Genomic DNA, 16064 nt, shown 5'->3' on the forward strand with positions numbered 1-16064 from the left:
GGCCGATCCGGCGTTTCGGTCGGACCTTCGGGGGCGCGCCGGGGCGTTGCGGACCGGTTCCCCGGACGTTGGTGGCAGCATGGGCGCATGCCGCACGACCTTCCCGCATGGGTGGCCGAGCTGACCGACCCGCGCCGGGCCGGGACGCTCGACGAGCTCGCCGACCGCCTCGTCCCCCTGGCCGAGCACGCCATCGACGTGTCCCGGCGGCTGCAGGCGCAGCTCAACGAGCTCAACGACCCGTTCAAGCGCGAGGCGCTCTACGGGCGCGTGGAGCGGCTCAAGGCCCGGGTCGGCGAGGCCCTGGACGAGATCACGGCGGAGATCGCCGCGTCCGGGGAGGAGCGCATCGCGCGGGTCGTGGCCGACTGGGCCGCCCTCGCCGCCCCCGGCGACCGGGGCGCCCGCGAGCGGGAGCTGCGGCGGCGGCTCGACCTCGCCGTCGTCCCGGCGCTGTCGGAGCGGCAGCGCGACGTCGCCGAGCGGGTCGCCGAGCGCACCTCCACCGCGCTGGAGGAGGCGACGCGGCTGCTGCTGAACCGGGTCGAGGAGCTCGCCCGCGCGGTCACCGACCTCGTCCACGACGTGCTGCCGCTGGCCCGCGAGGGGCTGGCGCTCGCGAGCCGGATCTCCACGCTGTCCGGCAGCGCGCGGAAGGCGGGCCGCGGGCCGATCCCGGCCGAGCTGGCGGACGCGGGCGAGGCCACGTCCCGGGCGTTCGACGAGGCCGTCGCCCGGCTCGAACTGGAGTGGGCGGCGCTCGGGGCGCGGTCGGCGACCGTCCGGGCGGCGCTGCGCGGCGCGGAGGAGAGCGCGTTCAGCAGCGTCACCGAGGAGATGACCCGCTGCGTGGAGGAGCTCGCGCCGGGGCACGTCAGGGCGCTCAACGAGGCCGAGGCCAGGGCGCGCAGCCTGTTCGAGGAGCCCACCAAGGGCTAGACGGCCTGGGGGAAGCGGAACAGTCTCTCCGGGTCGTAGGCGGCCTTGACCCTCCGGAGCCGGTCGAGGTTCGGGCCGTAGTAGGCGCGGGCCCAGTCCTTGAGGTCGGGGTCGATGTAGTTCACGTAGGCGGCGCCGCCCAGGTAGGGCTCCATGGCGGCGTGTGTGGCGCGGAGCCAGGCGGCGTCCGGCGCGAGGTACTGGACGACGAACAGCCCCTTGCGGTGCGGGAACGCGGTGTCGCCCGGCCCGACGCGGGATATCGCGCCGCCCATGGCGTCCATCAACAGCGACCGGTCCCGGACGTCGTTGCCCTGGACGAACCGGTCGAGGAGCGCGCTCACGGCGTCGTCGGGCAGGGGCTTGTAGGCGATGTGCGACTTCCCGGCGTAGTCGGTGCGGGGGAAGGCCCCGGCGGGGCTCTGCCCGGGGAGCGTCCCCTGCTGGTGGCACTGCTCGACGGACTGGCCGGAGCATCCGCCGAGGAACTTCATCGCGTCCAGGTAGGGACGGCTCCGGGAGTTGGACGACACCGGCTCGGCCCCGGCCGCCGCCGTGAGCCGGGCGATGTGGCCGTCCGCGTCGGCGAGCGCGACGCCCGCGACCTCGACGCTCGGCGTGGCCTGGCCGGGCTCGGTGTCGAGGTGGAGGGTCGTCCACACGTCGTCGGGCGCGGACGGGGCCCAGCGCTGCCAGCCGCGGATCACCTCGGCGGCCCGCGCCCAGGGCCAGCGCAGGCTGAACGGCGTGACGCCGCCCGCCTCGTGCGTGCGGAACGTGAACGACACCGCGACGCCGAAGTTGCCGCCGCCCCCGCCCCGGCACGCCCAGAACAGGTCGGGGTTCCGCTTCGCGTCGCAGGTCAGGACGCGCCCGTCCGCGGTGACGACCTGGACCGACTCCAGCACGTCGCAGGACAGCCCGTACGCGCGGGACGTCACGCCGAGCCCGCCGCCGAGCGTCAGCCCCGCCACGCCGACCGTGGGGCAGGTGCCCGCCGGGACGCCCGTCCCGTCGGCGGCGAGCGCCGCGTACAGGTCGATCAGCCGTGCGCCCGCGCCGACGACCGCGTGGCCGCCGTCGCGCCGGACCGCGTCCATCGGGGACACGTCGACGACCAGGCCCGTCCCCGTCGACCAGCCCGCGTAGCTGTGCCCGCCGCAGCGGACCGCGAGCGGCATGCGCCGCAGCGTCGCGAACGCGACGCACTCGGACACGTCCTCCGGCGTCTCGCAGTACGCGATCCCGGCGGGCCGCACGCGGTCGTAGCGCGGGATGTAGAGCCGCCGCGCCCGGGCGTACGCCGCGTCGGACGGGCGGACGAGCCTGCCGTCCAGGCCGCGTTCCAGCGCCGCCCAGTCGGCGGGACCGGTCGGACGCGGCCGGGCCGGGGCCGGGCGGCCCGCGTTCCCGGACGCCTTCCCGCCGGAGCACCCGGCGGAGGCCGCCGCCGCCATGGCGCCGAGCATGGTCGCCTTCAGCACGGAACGCCGGTCCATGCGCGCCTTCCTTGGGAGCCAGGAGGTCAGGACGTGCTCTGCAACGTGTTGAGGAACGTCTCGAAGTAGGGGACGCCCTGGTCCCAGTGGTCCCGGTCGCCGGCCATGAGGGCCTGGTACAGGGCGCCGTCGAACCGGAACACCCGCACCCGGCAGCGGGCCGGGATCCCGTTCTGGGTGAACGAGAACTGCACCTCGGCCGCCTTGTCGCCCCTGTAGGGCACGTTCCGGTCGAAGCTCTCCTGCTTGAAGTCGGGGTAGTCCGAGCTGGACTTCATCTTCCCGACCGCGTCGGACAGGCCGTCGCCCGGATCGCCGAAGGCCGCGACGCGCTGGATGGCGATCCCGCGCTTCAGGCCCTGGGCCGGGTCGGTGAAGGTCGAGCTGTCCCCTTCGGACTCGGTCTTCCACCCGCGCGGGACGGCCGCGGTGAACGCCGACCCGCGGAACAGCGTGTACCCGGCGGGGACGGCGGCGCCCGTGGACGACGCCGACACGGGCGGCGAGGAGCGCGTGTGACCCGCCCGGTCGCGGTCGTCGCCGTTCCGCGTGAACACGAGGACCGCGACGACGGCCGCGACCAGCGCGACCGCGAAGATCCCGGCCGGGACGAGCAGCGGCCACGGCGCCCGCCGCGCCGGACCGGCGGGCGGGAGGGGCGGCGGGCCGGTCGGGCTCGGGGGCAGGGTCGGCGACGGCGGCAGCGTCACGTTGTGCGGCGGGACGGGCGGCTGGACGGGCGGCGGGAACCGGGGAGCGGCCACCGCGCCCCGCGCAACCTGGTGGAGCAGCCGTCCGGCCTCGTCGGGGCTCAGCCGCTCGGCGGGGTCCTTGCGCAGCAGCCCGTGCAGGACGGGCGTGAGCGGCCCGGCGAGCCGCACCGGGTCCGGGTCGTCGGACAGGACGGCGGCCATCACGCCCCACACGTCCGGCCGCCGGTACGGGGGGCGTCCCTCCACGGCGGCGTAGAGCGTCGCGCCCAGCGACCACAGGTCCGACGCCGGGGTGGCCTTCTGGTGGCGCGCCTGCTCGGGGGCCAGGTAGGCGGGCGACCCGACGACGGCCCCCGCCTGGGTGAGGGTCTCGTCGCCCGCCACGGTCGCGATGCCGAAGTCGGTGAGGATGGCCCGCCCCGCCGGAAGGAGCACGTTGCCGGGCTTGACGTCGCGGTGGACGACCCCGGCCCCGTGCGCGGCGCGCAGCGCGTCGAGCAGGTCGAGGCCGATCGAGGCGACCCGCCCCGGCGGCAGCGGGCCCTCCCGCGCGATGACCTTGTCGAGCCCCTCGGCCCGGACGAGCTGCATCACGATCCAGGGGCGGCCGTCCTCCTCGACGACGTCGTGCACCGTCACGATGCCCGGATGGTCGAGCCGCGCCGCCGACCGCGCCTCCCGGAACGTCCGCGCGTAGGTGCGTTCGACCTGCGCCTCGTCCAGGCCGGGCGGCAGCGACACCTCCTTGATCGCCACCTCCCGGTCGAGCGTGCGGTCGCGGGCCCGCCAGACGGCGCCCATCCCGCCGCGCCCGAGCACCTCCACGAGCTCGTAGCGCGCTGCGATCGTCTGCGGCATACACGCGACCATACCGACCCGAGCCGGGCACGGTCCCGGAGTGTCGGACGGTTACTCGGCTTCGCCCTCGCGGCTCGCCAGCAGGCGGCGGAGCGAGTCGAGGCGGGCCTGGCTCGCGTGGCCTTCGGCGACCCAGCCGTCCAGTCCGCAGCTCTGCCCTGCCTCGCCGGGGGGGCGACCCCCCAGACCCCCCGGCTCCTTCGGGAGATGGTCGCAGAGCGGCGGGCAGCGTTCGGCCGCGCCCCGCGCCAGGTCGTCGAACGCGTTGATCACGTTCTCCGGCTCGACGTGCGCGAGCCCGAAGCTCCGCACGCCCGGCGTGTCGATGATCCAGCCGTCGCCGCCGGGCAGCTCCAGCGCGATCGCCGACGACGAGGTGTGCCGCCCCCGCCCGGTGACCGCGTTGACGTGGCTGACGGCGCGCTCGGCGTCCGGGACGAGCGCGTTCACCAGCGTCGACTTGCCGACGCCCGAGTGCCCGACGAGGACGCTCGTCCGCCCGGCGAGGTGGGCGCGCAGCGCGTCGAGGTCGCCGCCGCGCCGCGTCACCACGTACGGGACGCCGAGCGGCGCGTACTCCGCGATCAGGGCCTCCGGGCCCGCGAGGTCGGCCTTGGTGAGGCAGAGCAGCGGCTCCATGCCCGCGTCGTAGGCGGCGACGAGCTGCCGGTCGATCATCCGGGGGCGCGGCTCGGGGTCGGCCAGCGCGGTCACGATCGCGAGCTGGTCGGCGTTCGCGACGACGATCCGCTCGAACGGGTCGGTGTCGTCGGCGGTGCGGCGCAGCGACGACGTCCGCGGCTCGACCCGGACGATGCGGGCGAGCGTGTCGGGGGCGCCGGACACGTCCCCGACGAGCGCGACCCGGTCCCCGACGACGACGCCCTTGCGGCCGAGCTCGCGGGCGCGCATGGCGGTGACGCCGCGCTCGTCGGCCGTGCCCGGGTCGGCGAGGCAGCGGTAGCGGCCCCGGTCGACGGCGGTCACGAAGCCGGGGGAGGCGTCGTCGTGCGCCGGACGGCGGCGGGTGCGCGGCCGCGACCCCCGCCGCCCGGGTCGCACCCGGACGTCGTCCTCGTCGTAGTCCTTCGTTCGTCGTGCCAGAGGTCCGTCCCCTGCTCTCAGGCGGGCGCCGCCAAGGACGCCCACAGCTCGGTGAAGTTCGGAAGAGTCTTGCCCACGGTGCCCGGGTTCTCCACATCGATGCCGGGAACGGCCAGTCCGAGGACGGCCGCCGCCATCACCAGCCGGTGGTCGTCGTAGGTGTGGAACACCCCGCCGTGCAGCGGGCGGGGGCGGATCTCCAGGCCGTCCGGCAGCTCGACGGCGTCGCCGCCGAGCCCGTTGAGCTCGGCGACGAGGGCCGCGAGCCGGTCGGTCTCGTGGCCGCGCAGGTGCGCGACGCCCGTCAGCCGGGACGGCGACCCGGCGAGCGCCGCGAGCGCGGCGAGCACCGGGGTCAGCTCCCCGACCTCGTGCAGGTCGGCGTCCAGGCCGCGGAACTCGCCGGTGCCCCGGACGGTCAGCCCGTCCGGGCCGAGGGAGACGTCCGCGCCCATCTCGGCGAGCAGGCCGCGCAGCGCGTCGCCCGGCTGCGTCGTGTCGGGCGGCCAGCCCGGCACCGTGACGCGCCCGCCCGCGATCAGCGCCGCGCCGAGGAACGGCGCCGCGTTCGACAGGTCGGGCTCGATCACCCGGTCGCCGCCGCGCAGCGGGCCCGGCGCGACGCGCCAGACGTTCTCCTCGGTCTCGACGGCGGCGCCCGCGTCCCGCAGCATCCGGACCGTCATCTCCAGGTGCGGCGCGGACGGCACCGGCGGCCCCTCGTGCCTCACCTCCACGCCCTTCTCGAAGCGCGGCGCGGCGAGCAGCAGCCCCGACACGAGCTGCGACGACCCCGAGGCGTCGATCACGACCTCGCCGCCGTTCACCGCGCCCGTCCCGCGCACGGTGAACGGGAGCGCGCCACGCCCGCCGTCGTCGACCGCCGCGCCGAGCGTCCGCAGCGCCGTGATGATCGGCCCCATCGGACGCTCCCGCGCGCGCGGGTCGCCGTCGACCGCCACCTCGCCGGACGCCAGCGCGGCGACCGGCGGGACGAAGCGCATGACCGTCCCGGCGAGGCCCGCGTCGATCCGGGCCGGGCCGCGCAGCTCACCTGGCACCACCCGCCAGTCGGCCCCGTCGTCGGTGACGCCGGTGCCGAGCGCGCGGAGGGCGTCGGCCATCAGGACGGTGTCGCGGCTGCGCAGCGGCCGCACGATCCGGGACGGCTCCGCGGCGAGCGCGGCGAGGATCAGCGCCCGGTTCGTCATCGACTTCGATCCGGGGATCGGCACGGCGGCGTCCACCGGGGTGCGGGCGACCGGGGCCGACCAATGCGGAGAGGGCATGCCCCAAGGTTATCGGGCCCCGCGGGATTCAGACCGGGATGGTGAGGAGCGTGCCACCGGTGTCGATCCGCACCTCGAAGTGGCTGATCTGCTGGCGGCTGAGGCCCGTCCCGCCCTGCATGACGAGCGGCTTCGGCTGCTCGGGCACCCCGTACCCCTCGTTCGGAACGCGCCACCCGGCCACCACGCTCCGCGTCCCGTCCTTCGCGACGGCTTCGAGCTGGCACCGCAGCGGCCCGCGGATGCCGCCGAGCTGGAGGCTGACCTGCGTGCCCCAGCCCTTGTCGACGAGGCCGACCGTGCCGGTCGCGCCCGTCGTCGGGTTCTTGCCGGTGAACCTCTGGCCGGTGATCGCCTGGGTCGGGGCCGGGTTCGGCGAGGTCCCGCCGTTGTCCAGCGCCGTCCCGACGCCGATGCCCGCCGCCAGCGCCACCGCGGCGGCGGCCGTGCCGAGCGCGGTCGCGACGCGCCGGGCCCGCCGGTCGGCCCGCCGCCTGCGCCGCATCATGTCGATCACCGGCGCGGGAGCGGACGCGCCCGGCCCCTCGGCGGGGGACTGGGCGGGGGAGGGCGCGGGCTCCGGCTCGGCGGTCGCGCCGAAGGCGGTGAGGATCCCGGCGGTGCCCGACATCTCGTCCAGCTCGGCCCGGCACACCGCGCAGCCGCGCAGGTGCTCCTCGAAGGCCAGCCGGTCGCCGTCGTCGAGGAGGCCCAGCGCGTACGCGCCGACGTCGGTGTGCTCGACCCGCGAACTCATGAGGTCACCCCCCTCTCCTCCAGCGCGACGCGCAACGCGCGCAACGCGTAGTAGACACGGGACTTGACCGTCCCCACCGGGATGCCGAGGTGCTCGGCCGCCTGGTTCACGGTGCGGTCGCGGAGCACCGTCTCCGTCAGCGCCTCCCGGTGCGCCGGGGAGAGCGACTCCAGCGCCTCGGTCACCACGACCTTGCGCAGCAGCGCGTCCAACTCGTCCGCCATCGGCAGGTTCTCCAGAGGGCCGTCGCCGACCTCCGGCGGCCGGACCTCGCGCTGCCGCCGGTTGTCGATCACGATACGCCGGGAGACCGTGGCCAGCCACGGCATCAGCGAGGACGTGCGGTCGTCGAGCCGGTCCGCGTTGCGCCATGCCCGGATCATGGTCTCCTGCACCACGTCCTCGGCCCACGGGCGGTCGCCGCCGGTCAGCCGGAGCACGAACGCGAGGAGCGGCCGATGGTACTCGCGGTACAGCTCGGCGGCGATCTCCTCGTCCCGGACGGCCGAAGCGGGACGCGCGGTGCCGGGGCGGCGGAGCAGGCTCCGCAACCCGCCGGTCTGGCGACCGGTCGATCCGGGAACTGCCATGGCCGGGGCGTCTCCGTCGGGGGTGGGTGGCGAACGGTCACCTGGAAGTACGGAGCCGCGCGGCCTGGCGGTTCAACCGATTTAGGACTCCTTTAAGGTTCTCTTCGGATTCCCGCCCCGCGCGCCGCGCCGCCCGGCGGGGTCAGTGCTTCACGGCCTGCTTGATCCGGCCCGCCTGGACGGCCGTCCCCGCCTTCACGGTGCGGCTCGCCTTCACCGCCTTCGCGGCCTGCGCCGCCGTCCCGGCCTTGACGGTCCGCCCGGCGCGCGCCGCGCGGCCCGGCTTCGCCGCCCGGCCGATCCGGAGCGCGCTCCCCGCGCCCTTCAGCGCGCCGCCCGCCGCGCCGCCCGCCGCGAGGCCGCCCGCCTTCCCGGCCTTGAGCATGCCGCTCGCCCTGCCGCTGGTCTTCGCGCCCTTGCGCCGCGCCTCGGCGCGGGCCGTGCGCACCTGCCGGGACGCCTCGCGGCGCGCGTCCCGCAGCGTGAGCGCTGCCTCTTTGCGCAGCGCCTTCGCCTCCGCGCTGCTCCTGACCTTCTGCTCCCGCAGCTGGCGCCGCAGCTCCGCCCGGCGCGGCACGCGGCCGGACTCCGACACCGCGAGGAGCAGCGCCCCGAACAGCCCGGCGTTCTTCAGCAGGTGGGACCGCTCGTCGGCACGGCGGTCGGGGTCGTCCTCGGTCCAGTAGCGGTGCTCGGTCGCGAGCGCGGGGACGAGCTGCGCGGCCAGCAGCAGCGTGGTCAGCCGCTGGAACCGCCCGGTCAGCAGGAGCGCGCCGGTGCCGAGGCTCACGGCGCCCTGGATGCGGACGAGCGTCTCGGGGTCCTTCGGCAGCCGGTCGAAGCGGTCCGCGACCGGCTTGACCATGGGGCCGACCCGCTCGGCGCGCGCTCGGGGATCCCGGACGGCGTCCAGGCCGGTCACGATGAAAGGGGCCGCCACCAGGGGGCGGGCCAGAGTGGTGAAGGGTCGCATGACCCGCTACATGCCCAGCGGACCGTCGCTCAAGCGCGGCAGGATGGGAGCCATGTGCGGACGATACGCCACCACCCGCGCGCGTCAGGAGCTGCTGGACGAGTTCCAGGTGCAGCTCGACGCCGCCGACGGGGACATCCGGCCCGACTACAACGTCGCCCCGACCAAGCAGGTCCCGGTCGTGCTCGACCGGCGCCCGAAGGACGCGCCCGAGGAGGAGGCCGCGGTCCGGCAGCTCCGGACGGTGCGCTGGGGGCTCGTCCCGTCCTGGGCGAAGGACCTGTCGATCGGCTCCCGCATGATCAACGCGCGGGTCGAGACGGTGCACGAGAAGCCGTCGTACCGGCGCGCGTTCGCGCGCCGGCGCTGCCTGCTGCCCGCCGACGGCTACTTCGAGTGGTACGTCCTGGAGGGCCGGGACGACGCGCCCGGCCCGGCGGACGGCGAGAAGAAGGCCAAGAAGCGCAAGCCGCAGAAGCAGCCGTTCTTCATCCGCCCGAAGGACGGCGCCGTCATGGCCATGGCCGGGCTCTACGAGCTGTGGAAGTCGCCCGAGGACGAATGGGTCTGGACGTGCACGGTGATCACCACCGACGCGCCCGACGACCTCGGCCGCATCCACGACCGGATGCCGATGGTCGTCGAGCCCGACCGCTGGGACGCCTGGCTCGACCCGGAGCTGACCGACACCGAGACGGTGCGCGGCCTCCTCGTCCCCGCCATGGCCGGGACAATGGACGCCTATCCGGTGTCCAAGGCGGTCAACAGCGTGAAAAACAACGGGCCCGAACTCATCGCGCCCGTGGAGTCCGGCGACGGCTCGGACGGCCATTCCGACGGCCTGTTCTGACCGTCCCCGGAATCGCCGCCCGCGCGACCCCGAGCCGCATCGCCGGCACCGCCGTGAGCCGCTCTCGACCGAGGGCGGCGCGCAATGTGTTGGATCGTTCCAGCGCCATTCTCCATGTCCATCGCCGCGCGCCGGGAACCGCCTGTCAGCGCGGGCGGACGGCGCTCGCCAGCAGGTGAATGCCGAGCGACTCGTCCGGGTCGGGCGCGTTCAGCTCGGTCCGCACGAGCCGCGCCAGCGCGCGCGGCGACTCGGCGAGCACGTGCTCGACCGTCGACGGCGAGAGGACCGTCCGGGGCCTGACCCACTCGACCTCCAGCCCGGCGTCCGCGAGCAGCTCGCGGAGCTGGTGGGCGGAGAAGGAGCGGGTGATCGTCCCGTCCGGCCAGGGGACGAGGACGACCTCCGCGCTCGGCACGTCCGACAGGTGCGCCCAGTAGTTGCGCTCCGCGAGCAATGCCATCCCGAGGGTGAGCGAGTCGACGCAGAGCAGGACGCGCCCGCCGGGGCGCAGCACCCGCGCGATCTCCGCGACCGTGGCCTCGGTCGCGAGGTGGCGGGACAGCACCCGGTTCTCGGCGACCACCGCGTCCACGGCGCCGTCGGCGAGGAAGCCGAGCGCGCCGCTGTCCCCGACCACCGGGACCACGGTCCCCTTCGGCGCCTTCCGCGCCGGACGGCCCGGATCCCCGGCCGTCCCGAGGTCGCGGCCGGGGTCGCGCACTTCGAGGACGCTGTGCCCCGCCTCGGCGGCCCGCGCCGCGCACCGCCCGCCGGAGACGTCCAGCACCAGGGACGGTCTTCGCGGCAGCCAACGCGTCAGCTGGGCGGCCGCGACGGCCCAGTAGAACGTCCAGTAGCGCGCCAGGGAGTCCCCGGAGACGTCGCGCAGGCTGGCGATGGTGGGCTCGGAAGGTCGCGCCGGCACCGGTAGCAACGCTTTGCTCCTGTTCTCGCCATATATGTCAGTTCTTTCCCCGTTAAGGTGCGGGCATCACCCTGCGTGTAGGACGGGGTGGAATCATCCGGTTCCGTCCGTCGGCCGGGGCGGCACGCGGGCGCGGACGGGGAATCCGCGGCGGCGTCACGGTGTTGCACCGTCTCACAACCCCTGTTCGACGGAGGTGCGCACCGATGACCACGGCCGTGGCCGACCAGGAGCGGTTCGCCGGGCGAGCGCCGCGCGGCGCCCCGCCGGCACCCGCGCGCGTGGGAAGGCCCCGCGGACCGATACCCTCTGTGGGATACGACGCCGGCGGCTCGCCGAGGACTTCGCCGAAGACCGCGGGCGCCACAGCCGAGGGGGTGGGTCAGGTACAGGGCACCACGGAGACCGTGGAGCAGCGCCAGGAGCGGTTCCAGCGCGACGTGCTCCCGTTCTTGGACCAGCTTTATTCGGCCGCGCTGAGGATGACGCGCAACCCGGCCGACGCCGAGGACCTCGTCCAGGAGACCTTCGCCAAGGCGTTCGCGTCCTTCCACCAGTTCAAGGAGGGCACGAACCTCAAGGCGTGGCTCTACCGGATCCTGACCAACACGTTCATCAACTCCTACCGCAAGAAGCAGCGCCAGCCGCAGCAGGCCGCCACCGACGACATCGAGGACTGGCAGATCGCCCGCGCCGAGTCGCACACCTCCAGCGGGCTGAAGTCCGCCGAGGCCGAGGCGCTGGAGCACCTGCCCGACTCCGACGTCAAGCGGGCCCTGCAGGAGCTGCCGGAGGAGTTCCGCATCGCCGTCTATCTCGCTGACGTCGAGGGCTTCGCCTACAAGGAGATCGCGGAGATCATGGGCACGCCCATCGGCACCGTGATGTCCCGGCTGCACCGCGGCCGGCGGCAGCTGCGAGGCATGTTGGAGGACTACGCCGAGGAACGCGGGCTTACCCGTGCGAAAGGGTGAGTGAAGCCATGAGCTGTGGCAATCACCACGAGACCCCCTGTGACGAGGTGCTGGCGCGGGTCTACACCTATCTCGACGGCGAGCTCGACCAGGGCGGCTGCGGCGAGGTGCGCCAGCACCTGGACGAGTGCGGCCCCTGCCTGCGCGAGTACGGCCTCGAAGAGGCGGTCAAGAAGCTCGTGAACAAGTCGTGCGCCTGCGAGCAGGCGCCGACCGACCTGCGCGCCAAGGTGCTCGGCCGCATCGAGGAGATCTGCGGCGAGATCAAGGCGTCCGGCGGCGCCGAAAAGTCCGGAAGCGTCTGAGCGCCGGTATCGTTCTGCGGGTGCTCGCACTCGTCACCGGCGCGGCCGGGTTCATCGGTTCCCATCTCGTCGACCGGCTGCTCGCGGACGGCCACGAGGTCATCGGGGTCGATGACCTGTCGTCCGGCGCGAACGTCCAGGTCTTCTCGGGGGGTGCGGGGAGCCGTCCCCCCGCGGGGACCCTGCCGGGCGTGGAGCTCTGGGAGATGGACGTCGCCGACCCCTCGCTCGTCGAGAAGGCCGCGGTCCGGCGGCCCGAGGTGATCTGCCATCTGGCCGCCCAGGTCAGTGTCCGGGCGAGCGTGGCCGACCCGCTGCGCGACGCCCGGACGAACGTGGTCGGCACGGCGAACGTCCTGGAGGCGGCCCGCGCGGCGGGCGCCCGCAAGGTCGTGTTCACCTCGAGCTGCGCGGTGTACGGGGTGCCGGACGCGCTGCCCGTCCCGCCGGACGCGGAGCTGCGGCCCGCGTCCCCGTACGCGGCGTCGAAGGTCTCCGGCGAGGTGTACGCGGAGATGTACCGGACCCTGCACCACGTCGACTTCACGACGCTGACGCTGGCGAACGTGTACGGGCCGCGGCAGACGCCGGAGGGCGAGGCGGGCGTCATCTCGATCTTCACGGACGCGCTGCTGGCCGGGCGTCCCACCCGGGTGTACGGCGACGGCACGCAGACCCGCGACTACGTGTACGTGCTGGACGTGGTCGACGCGTTCGCCCGCGCGGCGGGGGAGCGCGGCGGCGGGCTGCGGCTGAACGTGGGCACCGGCGCCCAGACCACCGACCGCGATCTGCACTCCCTCGTCGCCGCGGCGGCGGGCGCGCCGGACGACCCGGAGTTCGCGCCGCCCCGGCTCGGCGACCTGCCCGCGATGGCCGTCGACCCGGCGGCGACCCGCGACGCGCTCGGCTGGGAGCCGCGGGTCGCGCTCCCGGACGGCCTCGCCGCGACCGTCGCCTGGGCCCGCGAGCGCGCCGCCCCGACCGCCCCCGAATGACGCGACGTCGGCGTTTTGCCGCCCATTTCTGGCGGCCCCGCGCGCCCCATTCGCAATGCACGTGCATTCAGCTGTGCATTCAGTCGTGCATTCTGTCGTGCAGCCGTTAGCATGGCCACGTTAAGTGCATTCAGGCGGGACAATTGATCACCTAAGGTGACGATTGGTTCACGCTTTGCTCACGTTTTCCCGCATGCCTGTGTGACCTCGGCACCGCGCGTTAGGCTTGTGCCGAAATCAGCGACGGGAGCACGTGCGCCAGCGCGAATTCGGGGTATGTGCTCGCCCGGGCGGGCCCGGTACCCGACGGCCGGCCCGAGGCCGGACGGATCGGAATCGCGGGGGGAGGCAGGAGAGCCATGCGCAAGCGCGTGACGCCGGCGGGAGACCGCCGGCACGCCTCGGCGGCGTCGCTGATGATGCCCGAGGGCGTGTCCTGGGTCTAGGTGCCGGCAGGCACGCGGAGCCCGGCGGCGGCCCGCCATTCGTCACTCCCGAGGGGCGACAATGCGTGGACTACCTCTCGCTGCCTGGGCGTACGTCTGTGGTGTGGTCGCGCTCGCGGCCGCCCTCATCGCGACGTCGTCCTTCGCCGAAATCGACTGGTTCGTGCTGGCCGTGCTGGCGGTGCTGTTCCTCGTCTGCGACTCCGCGCCCGCGCGGCTGAACCTCGCGCGGGCGAGGGTGTCGATGAGCTTCGCCGCGAGCCTCGCGTCGGTGGTGCTGCTCGGCCCGGCGGGCGCGGCCCTGCTCGGGTTCTGCGCCGTCGTCACCGGGCAGCGGTTCTTCGCCCCGGTCAAGCGGCTGTTCAACGGCGCGCAGCTCGCGCTCAGCGGCTTCGTCGCCGGGACGGTCTTCGACCTGCTCGGCGGTGACGGCTTCGACGCCGAGCAGCCCCGCTGGGTGGAGGGCGTGATCGGCCCGTTCCTCGGCGCGCTCGTCACGTTCGTCGTGGTCAACCTGACGCTGATGGCCGGGGTCCTGCTGCTCAGCAGGCAGGCCGCGCCGCGCGAGCTGCTGCACGAGTCCGGGCAGCTCGCGTTCGGCTGCCTCGGCTACGGCATGGTCGGGCTGCTGATCGCCGGGCTGTGGCCGGGCGTCGGGCCGTTCGCGGCGGTGCTCGTCCTGCTGCCGCTGTTCATCGCGCGCTGGGCGATGGACCAGGCGTACGCGCAGCAGCAGGCGCACGCCGCCACGCTCGCCGCGCTGTGCCAGGCCGTCGAGACCAAGGACTACTACACCCGCGGCCACTCCGAGCGCGTCTCGCGCGGCTCGGTGATGATCGCGCAGGAGATCGGGATGCGCGCCGACCGGGTCGAGGCGATCCGCTACGCCGGGATGCTCCACGACGTCGGCAAGCTCGGCGTCCCGACCAAGGTGCTGCAGAAGAACGGGCCGATGACGGAGGAGGAGTTCGCCGCCATCCAGCTGCACCCGATGCGCGGGCTGGAGATCGTCCGCGAGATCGGGTTCCTGGACGAGGCGCTCGCCGGGATCATGCACCACCACGAGAAGATGGACGGCCGCGGCTACCCCATGGGCCTCGCGGGCGACGAGATCCCCGAGTTCGCCCGGGTGATCGCCGTCGCGGACGCGTTCGACTCGATGACCTCCACCCGGTCCTACCGGCCCGCCCGCAGCGTCGACGAGGCGGTGGCGGAGCTGCGCCGCTGCATGGGCGACCACTTCGACCCGGTGATGGTCGAGGCGTTCCTGCGGGCGCTGGAGCGCGACCCGTGGGTGCCGCCCGACCCGGTCGTCCTGCCGGACGACGACGTCGTCGAGACCACCCAGCAGGACCACGACGACCCGAGCGCGCCCCTGCGCGTCGCGGGCGACCCGGCGGGCGACCGGGCTGGTGACCGGGCGGGCGGGCCCGCCGGTGACGGGGTGCGCCCCGGCGACGGGGCACGGCGGTGACCGGGCGCCATGGCGACTGACACCGCGGGTGAGCGGCGCGCCCGGGAGCGCGCCGCGTGGCAGACGATCGACTCCGGCCAGCTCCTGCTGATCGCGACCGCCGGGCTGTTCGTGATCGTGGCGATCGCGCAGGTCGCGGCGGCCGGGCTGCGGCAGCCCAACGTCGCGATCATCTTCGGCGTGCTGGTCGCGCTCGGCGAGCTGTTCCGCATGGTGATGCCCGGCAACCGGGAGGTCGCGCCGATCGCGACGGCGGGCGCGATGGGCTACGCGCTGCTCGTCGGCATCGGCCCGGAGGGCGCCCCGCCGGACGCGCCGCTCGGCGTCGTCCCGGCCGACCACTCGGCGCTGCAGGTCGTCGCGGTCACCGCGGTCGGCATGCTGGTCGGCTCGCTGCCGCACGTCGCGGTCGGCCGGATGCCGCGCCCGGACGCGATGGCCCGCCGCCTGTTCAACGTCGCGGTCGTCGCGCTGTGCTTCCGCCCCGTGCTGTCGCTCGACCTGCCCTGGCAGGCGGTGCTCGCGGTGATGGGGCTCGTCGTGGTCGGGTCCTGCTTCACCGACGTGCTGATCGCGGCGATGATCCGGGCGGAGGCCGTCCGGGCCAGGTTCGGCATCGCGCTGCGGGACGAGATCGACGCCAAGCTCGCGCTGTGCGCGGCGACCAGCGCGACCGCGATGCTGATCGCGGTCGCGACGACCGCGATGGGCGAGGCCGCGCTGCTGGTCTTCACGGTGCCGATCCTCGTGACGCAGTTCGCGTTCCGCCGCTACGCGGGCATCCGCGCGACCTACCTGCAGACGGTGCGGGCGCTGTCGCGGGTCACCGAGGTCGGCGGCTACGTCGAGACGGGGCACTCGCGGCGGGTGTCGCAGCTCGCCGTCGCGATGGGGCGCGAGCTCGGCATGTCCGAGGAGGAGCTGCTCGAACTGGAGTACGCGGCGCTCATGCACGACATCGGGCAGCTGTCGCTCGGCGACCCGATCCCGGGCGGGGCGACGGTGCTGGCGTCCCCGGCCGAGCAGCGCCGGATCGCGGAGCTGGGCGCCGAGGTGATCAAGCAGACCGGGGTGCTGGACCGGGTGGCGCACATCGTCCAGCTCTCGTCCCACCCGTACCGGACGGGGCCCGAGCCCGCGGCCGGCGACTCCGCGGACGCGGCGCGGCCGATCCCGCCGCCGCTCGCCGGGCGCATCATCAAGGTCGCGAACGCCTACGACGACCTGGTCGGCGACTCCTCCGACCGCGACCGGGGGGCGGCCGTGCTGGAGCGGCTGAGGCTCGACTCGGCCGCCGAGTACGACCCGACCGTGGTGGAGGCGCTCAGCCGCGTCGTCGACCGGCGGCCCCGCCAGTAGCGGCGCCG

15 protein-coding genes are annotated in these 16064 nt (G+C 74.6%); 7 read left to right on the plus strand and 8 right to left on the minus strand.

The window, feature by feature from the left end; all coding sequences use genetic code 11:
• Positions 1-87: 87 nt before the first annotated feature.
• Entirely contained in the window at positions 88-939 is an 852-nt protein-coding gene (locus ACH01S_RS34250) for a hypothetical protein (RefSeq protein WP_067901719.1), read from the plus strand.
• On the opposite strand, the gene ACH01S_RS34255 is transcribed toward ACH01S_RS34250, so the two are convergent.
• The 7 genes from ACH01S_RS34255 to ACH01S_RS34285 all read right to left on the minus strand — a co-directional run bounded on the left by ACH01S_RS34255 (position 936) and on the right by ACH01S_RS34285 (position 8722).
• A complete protein-coding gene (locus ACH01S_RS34255; protein ID WP_067901722.1) occupies positions 936-2438 on the minus strand; it encodes an FAD-binding oxidoreductase in 1503 nt (500 codons plus the stop codon). The genes ACH01S_RS34250 and ACH01S_RS34255 overlap by 4 nt on opposite strands.
• 26 nt (positions 2439-2464) lie before the next feature.
• A complete protein-coding gene (locus ACH01S_RS46310) occupies positions 2465-4009 on the minus strand; it encodes a serine/threonine-protein kinase (protein ID WP_067901725.1) in 1545 nt (514 codons plus the stop codon).
• 51 nt (positions 4010-4060) lie between these two features.
• On the minus strand, positions 4061-5071 hold the full coding sequence (rsgA, locus tag ACH01S_RS34265) for a ribosome small subunit-dependent GTPase A (RefSeq protein WP_246236653.1): 1011 nt from the start codon (positions 5069-5071) through the stop codon (positions 4061-4063).
• 59 nt (positions 5072-5130) lie between these two features.
• Positions 5131-6402 (minus strand): 3-phosphoshikimate 1-carboxyvinyltransferase, encoded by a 1272-nt coding sequence (aroA, locus tag ACH01S_RS34270; protein ID WP_067901729.1) that lies wholly within the window; start codon positions 6400-6402, stop codon positions 5131-5133.
• A gap of 28 nt (positions 6403-6430) precedes the next feature.
• Positions 6431-7159, minus strand: a complete 729-nt coding sequence (locus ACH01S_RS34275) for an anti-sigma factor family protein (protein ID WP_067901735.1) — start codon at positions 7157-7159, stop codon at positions 6431-6433.
• Complete coding sequence (locus ACH01S_RS34280; RefSeq protein WP_083981469.1) at positions 7156-7749, minus strand: sigma-70 family RNA polymerase sigma factor; 594 nt, start codon at positions 7747-7749, stop codon at positions 7156-7158. The genes ACH01S_RS34275 and ACH01S_RS34280 overlap by 4 nt, the downstream gene beginning before the upstream one ends.
• Before the next feature lie 142 nt (positions 7750-7891).
• Positions 7892-8722, minus strand: a complete 831-nt coding sequence (locus ACH01S_RS34285; protein ID WP_083981470.1) for a DoxX family membrane protein — start codon at positions 8720-8722, stop codon at positions 7892-7894.
• Positions 8723-8774: 52 nt separating this feature from the next.
• Here ACH01S_RS34285 and ACH01S_RS34290 point away from each other — a divergent pair, with 52 nt between their 5' ends.
• On the plus strand, positions 8775-9572 hold the full coding sequence (locus ACH01S_RS34290) for an SOS response-associated peptidase (RefSeq protein WP_067901860.1): 798 nt from the start codon (positions 8775-8777) through the stop codon (positions 9570-9572).
• 145 nt (positions 9573-9717) lie between these two features.
• Here ACH01S_RS34290 and ACH01S_RS34295 read toward each other — a convergent pair whose 3' ends face one another.
• Positions 9718-10500 carry a class I SAM-dependent methyltransferase gene (locus tag ACH01S_RS34295; RefSeq protein WP_067901746.1) on the minus strand — a complete coding sequence of 261 codons (783 nt, stop codon included), beginning with the start codon at positions 10498-10500 and terminating at the stop codon, positions 9718-9720.
• 377 nt (positions 10501-10877) lie between these two features.
• Between ACH01S_RS34295 and ACH01S_RS34300 the strand changes: the two genes are divergently transcribed.
• The 5 genes from ACH01S_RS34300 to ACH01S_RS46315 all read left to right on the plus strand — a co-directional run bounded on the left by ACH01S_RS34300 (position 10878) and on the right by ACH01S_RS46315 (position 16056).
• The gene (locus ACH01S_RS34300) at positions 10878-11474 is read left to right on the plus strand and encodes a sigma-70 family RNA polymerase sigma factor (RefSeq protein WP_067901752.1); all 597 of its coding nucleotides are present in this window, start codon (positions 10878-10880) and stop codon (positions 11472-11474) included.
• A gap of 8 nt (positions 11475-11482) precedes the next feature.
• Entirely contained in the window at positions 11483-11779 is a 297-nt protein-coding gene (gene rsrA / locus ACH01S_RS34305) for a mycothiol system anti-sigma-R factor (protein WP_067901756.1), read from the plus strand.
• Between the two features lie 20 nt (positions 11780-11799).
• A complete protein-coding gene (locus tag ACH01S_RS34310) occupies positions 11800-12777 on the plus strand; it encodes an NAD-dependent epimerase/dehydratase family protein (RefSeq protein ID WP_148344333.1) in 978 nt (325 codons plus the stop codon).
• A 507-nt stretch (positions 12778-13284) separates the two neighbouring features.
• Positions 13285-14697: an HD-GYP domain-containing protein gene (locus ACH01S_RS34315; protein WP_083981472.1), complete on the plus strand. Its 1413-nt coding sequence runs from the start codon at positions 13285-13287 to the stop codon at positions 14695-14697.
• A gap of 9 nt (positions 14698-14706) precedes the next feature.
• Positions 14707-16056, plus strand: coding sequence for an HD-GYP domain-containing protein (locus ACH01S_RS46315; RefSeq protein WP_067901761.1), 1350 nt, complete (start codon positions 14707-14709; stop codon positions 16054-16056).
• Positions 16057-16064: the final 8 nt, after the last annotated feature.

Origin of the sequence: Actinomadura chibensis NBRC 106107 (genome assembly GCF_001552135.1) — a bacterium.
Classification (GTDB): domain Bacteria; phylum Actinomycetota; class Actinomycetes; order Streptosporangiales; family Streptosporangiaceae; genus Spirillospora; species Spirillospora chibensis.

Coding starts and splice junctions, on each gene's coding strand:
- aroA (WP_067901729.1), bottom strand. CDS start 6,402: ATGCCCTCTCCGCATTGGTCGGCCCCGGTCGCCCGCACCCCGGTGGAC.
- ACH01S_RS46315 (WP_067901761.1), top strand. CDS start 14,707: ATGGCGACTGACACCGCGGGTGAGCGGCGCGCCCGGGAGCGCGCCGCG.
- ACH01S_RS34285 (WP_083981470.1), bottom strand. CDS start 8,722: ATGCGACCCTTCACCACTCTGGCCCGCCCCCTGGTGGCGGCCCCTTTC.
- rsrA (WP_067901756.1), top strand. CDS start 11,483: ATGAGCTGTGGCAATCACCACGAGACCCCCTGTGACGAGGTGCTGGCG.
- ACH01S_RS34280 (WP_083981469.1), bottom strand. CDS start 7,749: ATGGCAGTTCCCGGATCGACCGGTCGCCAGACCGGCGGGTTGCGGAGC.
- ACH01S_RS34250 (WP_067901719.1), top strand. CDS start 88: ATGCCGCACGACCTTCCCGCATGGGTGGCCGAGCTGACCGACCCGCGC.
- ACH01S_RS34255 (WP_067901722.1), bottom strand. CDS start 2,438: ATGGACCGGCGTTCCGTGCTGAAGGCGACCATGCTCGGCGCCATGGCG.
- ACH01S_RS34290 (WP_067901860.1), top strand. CDS start 8,775: ATGTGCGGACGATACGCCACCACCCGCGCGCGTCAGGAGCTGCTGGAC.
- ACH01S_RS34275 (WP_067901735.1), bottom strand. CDS start 7,159: ATGAGTTCGCGGGTCGAGCACACCGACGTCGGCGCGTACGCGCTGGGC.
- ACH01S_RS34315 (WP_083981472.1), top strand. CDS start 13,285: ATGCGTGGACTACCTCTCGCTGCCTGGGCGTACGTCTGTGGTGTGGTC.
- ACH01S_RS46310 (WP_067901725.1), bottom strand. CDS start 4,009: ATGCCGCAGACGATCGCAGCGCGCTACGAGCTCGTGGAGGTGCTCGGG.